Source organism: Algivirga pacifica, from assembly GCF_039543525.1.
Classification (GTDB): Bacteria; Bacteroidota; Bacteroidia; order Cytophagales; family Flammeovirgaceae; genus Algivirga; species Algivirga pacifica.
Genome location: NZ_BAABJX010000018.1, coordinates 74,756 through 81,884 on the forward strand (window position 1 = coordinate 74,756; position 7,129 = coordinate 81,884).

Genomic DNA, 7,129 nt, shown 5'->3' on the forward strand with positions numbered 1-7,129 from the left:
TATGAGAAACAAAATAAACCAGGAACCTATCTTATCGGAGAATAAAGATCGCTTTGTTTTATTTCCTATTGAGCACCCAGATATCTGGCAATTCTATAAGAAAGCGGAAGCGAGCTTCTGGACGGCAGAAGAAATTGACTTGGAACAGGATTTGAGGGATTGGGAACGGCTGACAGAAGATGAACGCTACTTTATCACACATGTATTAGCATTTTTTGCAGCTAGTGATGGGATTGTTAATGAAAACCTGGCGGAGAATTTCCTTTCAGAGGTACAGTATACAGAGGCAAAGTTTTTTTATGGCTTTCAGGTCGCAATAGAGAATATTCACTCAGAAACGTATTCTCTATTAATTGATACCTATGTAAAGGATCCTCAGCAAAAGCATCATCTCTTTCATGCTATTGAGACGCTATCATGCGTAGAGAAAAAAGCAAACTGGGCATTGAAATGGATAGAGCAGGGAAGCTTTGTAGAAAGATTGATTGCTTTTGCTGCAGTGGAAGGTATTTTCTTTTCGGGTAGTTTTTGCTCCATTTTTTGGTTGAAGAAGAGAGGCTTAATGCCTGGTTTAAGTTTTTCAAATGAGCTTATCTCCAGGGATGAGGGGTTACATTGTGATTTTGCATGTCATCTATATACAGAACATATCCAAAATAAGTTGCCTGAGAAACAGGTTAAGGAAATTATATTGGATGCAGTCCGAATTGAACAGGAGTTTGTGCGGGATGCAATTCCTGTAAAATTAATAGGAATGAATGCTGACCTTATGTGTCAGTATATTGAGTTTGTGGCTGACCGGTTATTGTTGTCTCTGGGATGTACAAAAGAGTATGAAGTGGAGAATCCCTTTGATTTTATGGAATTGATCTCTTTACAGGGGAAAACCAACTTCTTTGAGAAAAGGGTGTCAGATTATCAAAAGTCAGGGGTAATGAATAGTGTTGAGAAAGATAGTGATAAACCTAAGTTTACTTTAGATGAGGATTTTTAGAGTTAAATAATGTTAAATTGCATTTTGTTTATATCCTATAAATGAATAATCACTTTTGTTAAGCAAGGGTGAAAGTTTTTATATTTAGAGTAAAATCATTTTTAGAAATATATTTATGGTTTAAATGCTGTAGAAGAGTAGGGGGGGAATCAAAAACGGTATTTGTATAATTGTATAGAAATAAGACATCAATACATACGCAATAGTAGGTAGATGATGAATTCAGAGTATGTTTGGAATGTCAATTTCCTCAGAAATAGATATTCCGAACATACTCTTATAGGTTATTGTAAATATTAAAGCTCAAGGAAGTTGTGACAGGAATTATGAAAAAGGAAATAGAGAGTAGTTCTGATGCTGTGAAAGAGCAAAAATCTGTAAAGAAGAGAAGAAGAAGAAAGTTGAATATTGTGCCGACTGATGGTTTTGGAAATGTCGTCTTTCTTAAGAGAATACTGATAAGTGTTTTGGCGGGTGTGACCTATCCACGACTCAATATTTATAATAAAATGAATGTAGAGGGGATGGAGCATTTGAAAGGGCTTCCTCGGAGAAATGTCTTGTTTATATCCAATCATCAGACTTATTATTCAGATGTAATTGCTTTCTATCATATTTTCTGCGGTGCAAAATGGAATATGAAGAGTGTCAAGATGCCTTGGTATATTCTGAATCCAAGAGCTTACATGTATTATGTGGCAGCGGAGGAGACGATGAAACAAAGTGGTTGGCTACCGAAGATCTTTGCGATGACGGGAGCTGTAACGGTCAAAAGGTCATGGAGAGCTGCAGGGCAAGATGTGAAGAGGGGAGCCGATGTATCAGCGCCAGGTAAAATAAAGAAAGCGTTGGATAAAGGATGGGTAGTAACATTCCCTCAAGGAACGACTACACCTTATGCCCCTGTAAGAAAAGGAACTGCCAATATTATAAAGACATTTAACCCAATTGTGGTACCTATTAATATAGATGGTTTCCGTAGAGCATTTGATAAGAAAGGTTTGTTCTTCAAAAAGAAAGGAACTAAACTTCATGTACGCATTAAGGAGCCTATTCACTTTGACCCCGATGCTAGCTCAGAAGAAATTCTGGCGAAGATAACAGAAGCTATCGGGCAAACCCCAAAGAAAGGATAAAGTAAGGGAGACCCTTGTGGTTGTCCTAATGGAAGGTTGAAGGAGAAACATGAGTCATCCCATATTAACATTTAAGGGGTGGCTCATATTTTTTTCTTTAAAAAGTGTCTTTATATATCTAAAAATGGCCTTGAAGAATTGCCGTTAAAATTTTTAATCGTAAAAGCGTTAAGGAAATACCATTGTTTGAGCGTAGCGAGTTGAATACGCCATGTAATGGTTTTAGCTTTTGCGATTAAAAATTAGGCAAATTCTTCAAAGCCTTGATTTTTTTGCTTCGTTTTTCATCCGGGCCACGGTGGCAAGGAAAAAATGAAGAAGCTTATAAAGGGCTTGTTGAGATAGCTGTAAAGTGATGAATTCTCAGAAAACTAAGCCATTTGTTAATATGGGATGATTCATGTTTCTTTTTTATCTAATTGCTAGTTCTAACAACTAAACAATATGAACGAGCAAAGCTCAACTAAACACCTTGAACAAACCCTGTTAATAGGTGAATGACAAGATATGGTCAGTCACTTTTTGTGGTTGCTCAGCATGAACCCAATGTCCAGCTTGATCTATCATCTCAATACGAACATCCGTAAAGATATCGCGAATCATAGCTTCATCATCCGATTGTATGTAATTGGAGTTTTTACCCCCTATAAATAAGGATGGGATATCAATAGTACCCTGATGATCTAGCGCTTTTCCCACTTCTGCGATTTTCTTAGTAATAACAGGAAGATTGATCTTCCAGCTAAATCCTCCTTCGGGATTACGTTGTAGATTTTTAAGTAAGAACATTCGTATACCCATCTCAGGAATATATTCCGATAAGATTTTATCAGCTTCATTTCTCCCCTTGAGTGATGCAACAGGAATGGCATTCATTCCTTCCAATATGGTTTGGTGGTGTACAGGATATGCTCTTGGTGCAATATCTACCACAATAAGTTGCTTTAGAAGCTCAGGATGTTGAGCAGCGAACTGCATCGCTACCTTACCTCCCATAGAGTGTCCTAATAAGGTAGGGTTTTCGATATTGTGGTAGTCTATAAATTGGTATAGATCTTCTACAAAAGTAGTATAATTGAAGGCTTCTGTATTAGGAGAAAGCCCGTGGTTTCTCTGATCTACCAAGAATAACTCGTGCTTTTCAGCCAATGTTTTTCCAATGCTCATCCAGTTATCTGAGCTACCAAATAATCCGTGTAGAATAATTAGTGGAGAACCTTCTCCTGTCCTTCTATAATGTAGTTCCATCTCGATTTATTTATAATTCCTTGTAAAGGTCTTGAAAACCTGAGCATTTTTCAACTAAGAGTGAATCTACTTTTAAAGTAGATTAAACAAATACTTATTGAGGAGACTAGATAAGATATAGGTAATCCTCCTTATTCTATTCTATATTTGTGTGGAATAAAGATTAAAAAGTATAAAAATACATAGAATGAATTCACTATATAAAATAGGAAGCTTTTTATTACTCCCTCTTCTAATATTTTCTTGTGATATCAAACCACCAGAAAATATTGATACAAAGGCATTGTCGAAAGAAATCAAATCCAGAAAACTTAGAAAGATAGCAGACGCGGATATTTCTCAGAAGGCCTATGAAGTGGGGAAGGAGTTATCAAAGACTGTTAGAGAACAGCAGGAAAACTTATCTTGTGTTGATAATATATTGTTAGACCAAGAATGGGATACTTATGTAGATAAGATTGAGGTAATCTGCGAACAACCAAAAGATCAACCCGTGATCTCTTCTTTGTATGAAGCATATAATTACAACTTGAAAGAGGGGATAGAAATGACAGAGAATCTACAGGAAGTGTCAGATACAACGTTTCTGTATACTATACCTATGGTAAAAGATGGGCAATTATTAATGGTTAATTTCGTGTTGCTAAAAAAAGCACTTGTATTGCGTATTCAGCAAGAGAAATAAAAAGGATCGATTTATATCTTGACTGATAGGTGAAATTATTTTCAAATGGAGAAAGGAGGAAGGAGTGAAAAAGAGTATTTTTCCTTCATCCTTCATCCTTCATCCTTCATCCTTCATCCTTCATCCTTTAATATTAAAAGAGTTACTATCTCTGACTTTAATTTTTCACTGAGTGGTGAGATAGTCACTTCTTTTAATTACTTATCTCTAGAGTAAATCATCTCAATAAATCCATGCAAAGAGGCTTTTCTTTCTTCAGGAATTTCTAAGCCCTTTAGTAGTTGGAAAGCTTGCTGGAAGTAGGAGTGCATTTTTTCTTCTGCTATAGCTTTAACACCAATGGTATCAAATAGGGCTTTCACAGCTTCTACTTTCTCAGTATTATCAAATGAGGTTAAGGATAACCAATGTTCCAACTCATTTTTTTGTTCTTCATTGGCCTGTTCTAAGGCTTTAATAAGTAAGTACGTTTTTTTATTGGCAATAATATCTCCACCAATTTGTTTTCCTACTTTGGCTTGTTCTCCATAAAGATCAAGAATATCGTCTTTTAGTTGGAACCCTGTTCCTACTAGCTCAGCAATTTCAGCCAATACTTCAGCATCCTTCTCGGAGGCGCCTCCTACAAGAGCACCACCTCTCAGACTAAACCCTAATAGTACGGCAGTCTTTAAGCGAATCATATGTAAATACTCCTCAGCGCTGACATTATCTTCATTTTCGAAGTCCATATCATATTGCTGTCCTTCACAGACCTCTGAGGCACATTTATTAAAGTATTGAAGGATGGAGCCAAGTAATGCAGGGTCAGTATCTAAAAATTGCTCATAAGCTTTTACCAACATGACATCACCAGATAGAATGGCAATATTATTATTCCATTTCTCATGAACAGTAGCTTTGCCTCTTCTAAGAGGAGCATTGTCCATAATATCGTCATGAACTAAAGTGAAGTTATGGAATATCTCTACTCCCATCGCTACTCCCATGGCTTTTAAGTAGTTTTCATTGTAAAGGTAACAGCCTAAAAGAGCAAGTATAGGGCGGGTTCTTTTCCCTCCCATAGATAATGTATAATATATAGGGTCGTAAAGGTTGTTGGGGGCCTTTCCTATATTTAATGCCTCGATTTTGGAGGTAATTTGTTCGTTTGCCAGTTCGAAATTAAAAGACATGTGGATAAAGAGTTTCGTCGTTACAAAAAGCTTTAGTGGCCAAGGGACATGGGTAGCTATATATTATAATAGTATTCAGTGTGCACTTACCACTTTCGACTACTTAATGTTATTTTAGAAGCAAATAACATAATAAGCGTCATACTGATAAAGTATAATATGTTTCTGCTGTCAATAATTCCCTTACTTAAAGCGCTATAATGATGGTCTATGCCCCATTTACTAATCTGATAGGAATAGGTAGACCATATATTGATACTAGAGATTAGAGAAAATCCATCATATATTATAAAGCATAAAAATAAGGCAGTGATATAAGAAACTATTTGATTGTCGGTAATAGAGGAAGCAAGTATCCCAATAGCGGAAAATACTGTACCTAGTAACAGTAAACCGAAATAAGAGCCAATGGTTGCTCCTTGATCAATATTTCCGATAGGTGAACCTATTTGGTATACGGTGTAGTAATAAACTAGTGTTGGGAGTAAAGCAATTATAATAAGAGTTAAACTAGCGAAGTATTTCCCTAGAACAATGGACCAGTCGGTTAAGGGTTTAGTAAGTAATAATTCTATAGTACCTGTTTTTACTTCTTCTGAAAAGGCTTTCATAGTAAGAGCAGGAACTAAAAACATAAATAAGTAGGGAGCTAGATCAAACAGAGGGTTCAGATTAGCAAACCCATTAGAAAGAATACTACTCTGAGGAAATACCCATGAGAATAGCCCTGTAATAATAAAGAATATCACCAGAACAATATACCCTGCGAGAGAGTTGAAAAAGCTACCAAATTCTTTCTTCAATACTTCTAACATAATTCCCCTTTATTTAATGGATAATCCTACTTTTTTATAGGATTAAATGTATTGACTGTAAATATAAAAGGATGTACTTAGCATATAGCAGGCCAAAGGATGATATTTTTCTTATTCCTAAAAATATTGCTCGGTATAGTCGCTTTTCATTGAAAAACTATAGATCTTTGTAGTGAGGCCGGATAAATTGGAAAATTCAACGTAATTAATATAAGAGGAGCTTCCGTTTTGAAGGGCAGGCCACACTTATCTTAGGATAAGCTCTTTTAGAGTTAACAGTGGAAGGCCGACACTATGGGGCGAATCTAATCCTGTCTATATAGGAATTTCTTCCAACCGGCCTCTCTTTTTTATCATACAAAGGGGTATGACGCCCCTTCTTCTTAAAAGCACCTCTCTTAAAAGTACCTTCCTTTTATCTTAATGTTTAATCCATGCTAGGACTTTTGTCTCTACCCAAAAGAGCTGTGTATATGAATTACGATAACCAATAGGGGGATCTGAAATAAAGCTCAAATCATTAACACTTGTTGAAGTAGCATGAAATGAGGTTGTTGTATTTGAATATGATTATTTCTGTAAATAATTGAACTATTCCATTTGCATAATCCAAAAAATACCTACACTTTTGCATCCCCTTCAAACGGAAGGCCACAACAATTCAGGGAATGGGAGACGCTCTTTGGAGCAATTTGTTATCCACAAAATCCTCGGATTTTACTCCTGAAAAGTTTTTGAAAATTTGTTTTGGAAGTTAGTTAAAAGTTTTCTTACCTTTGCATCCGATTTCGAAAGGAAAGTAAGAAAAAGAAGTTTTGAGAAGATAATGAAATAGCGCTTCTCGCTATCGAGAGTGTAGGTTTTTAAGAAATCTCGCTGAAAAAAACTTCAAAATTAATTTGGATTGTAATTGAAAGTTTTCTTACCTTTGCATCCGCTTCTGAAACGAAGAAGTTAAAAAATATAAGTTAAGATTCTGGTTTTGAATCTCATTATAATACAAACGAGTATTATACAAGTTCTTTGAAAAACTGTGACAGAATGGTGAATCGCGCAATGCTTAACTTGTTAGGTAT

At 35.8% G+C, this 7,129-nt stretch carries 6 protein-coding genes; 3 read left to right on the plus strand and 3 right to left on the minus strand.

Annotated elements, in window-relative coordinates; genetic code table 11:
* Position 1 precedes the first annotated feature (1 nt).
* Together ABD985_RS05290 and ABD985_RS05295 are read left to right on the plus strand one after the other, a co-directional pair.
* Entirely contained in the window at positions 2-994 is a 993-nt protein-coding gene (locus ABD985_RS05290) for a ribonucleoside-diphosphate reductase small subunit (RefSeq protein WP_345369809.1), read from the plus strand.
* 326 nt (positions 995-1,320) lie between these two features.
* Positions 1,321-2,130 (plus strand): lysophospholipid acyltransferase family protein, encoded by an 810-nt coding sequence (locus ABD985_RS05295; RefSeq protein WP_345369810.1) that lies wholly within the window; start codon positions 1,321-1,323, stop codon positions 2,128-2,130.
* A 486-nt stretch (positions 2,131-2,616) separates the two neighbouring features.
* Here ABD985_RS05295 and ABD985_RS05300 read toward each other — a convergent pair whose 3' ends face one another.
* Positions 2,617-3,378: an alpha/beta fold hydrolase gene (locus ABD985_RS05300; RefSeq protein ID WP_345369812.1), complete on the minus strand. Its 762-nt coding sequence runs from the start codon at positions 3,376-3,378 to the stop codon at positions 2,617-2,619.
* Positions 3,379-3,565: 187 nt separating this feature from the next.
* Here ABD985_RS05300 and ABD985_RS05305 point away from each other — a divergent pair, with 187 nt between their 5' ends.
* Entirely contained in the window at positions 3,566-4,063 is a 498-nt protein-coding gene (locus tag ABD985_RS05305) for a hypothetical protein (protein ID WP_345369813.1), read from the plus strand.
* A 197-nt stretch (positions 4,064-4,260) separates the two neighbouring features.
* Here the strand turns inward: ABD985_RS05305 and ABD985_RS05310 are convergent, their stop codons facing one another.
* Entirely contained in the window at positions 4,261-5,238 is a 978-nt protein-coding gene (locus ABD985_RS05310; protein ID WP_345369814.1) for a polyprenyl synthetase family protein, read from the minus strand.
* A gap of 86 nt (positions 5,239-5,324) precedes the next feature.
* On the minus strand, positions 5,325-6,053 hold the full coding sequence (gene gldF / locus ABD985_RS05315) for a gliding motility-associated ABC transporter permease subunit GldF (protein WP_345369815.1): 729 nt from the start codon (positions 6,051-6,053) through the stop codon (positions 5,325-5,327).
* Positions 6,054-7,129 lie beyond the last annotated feature (1,076 nt).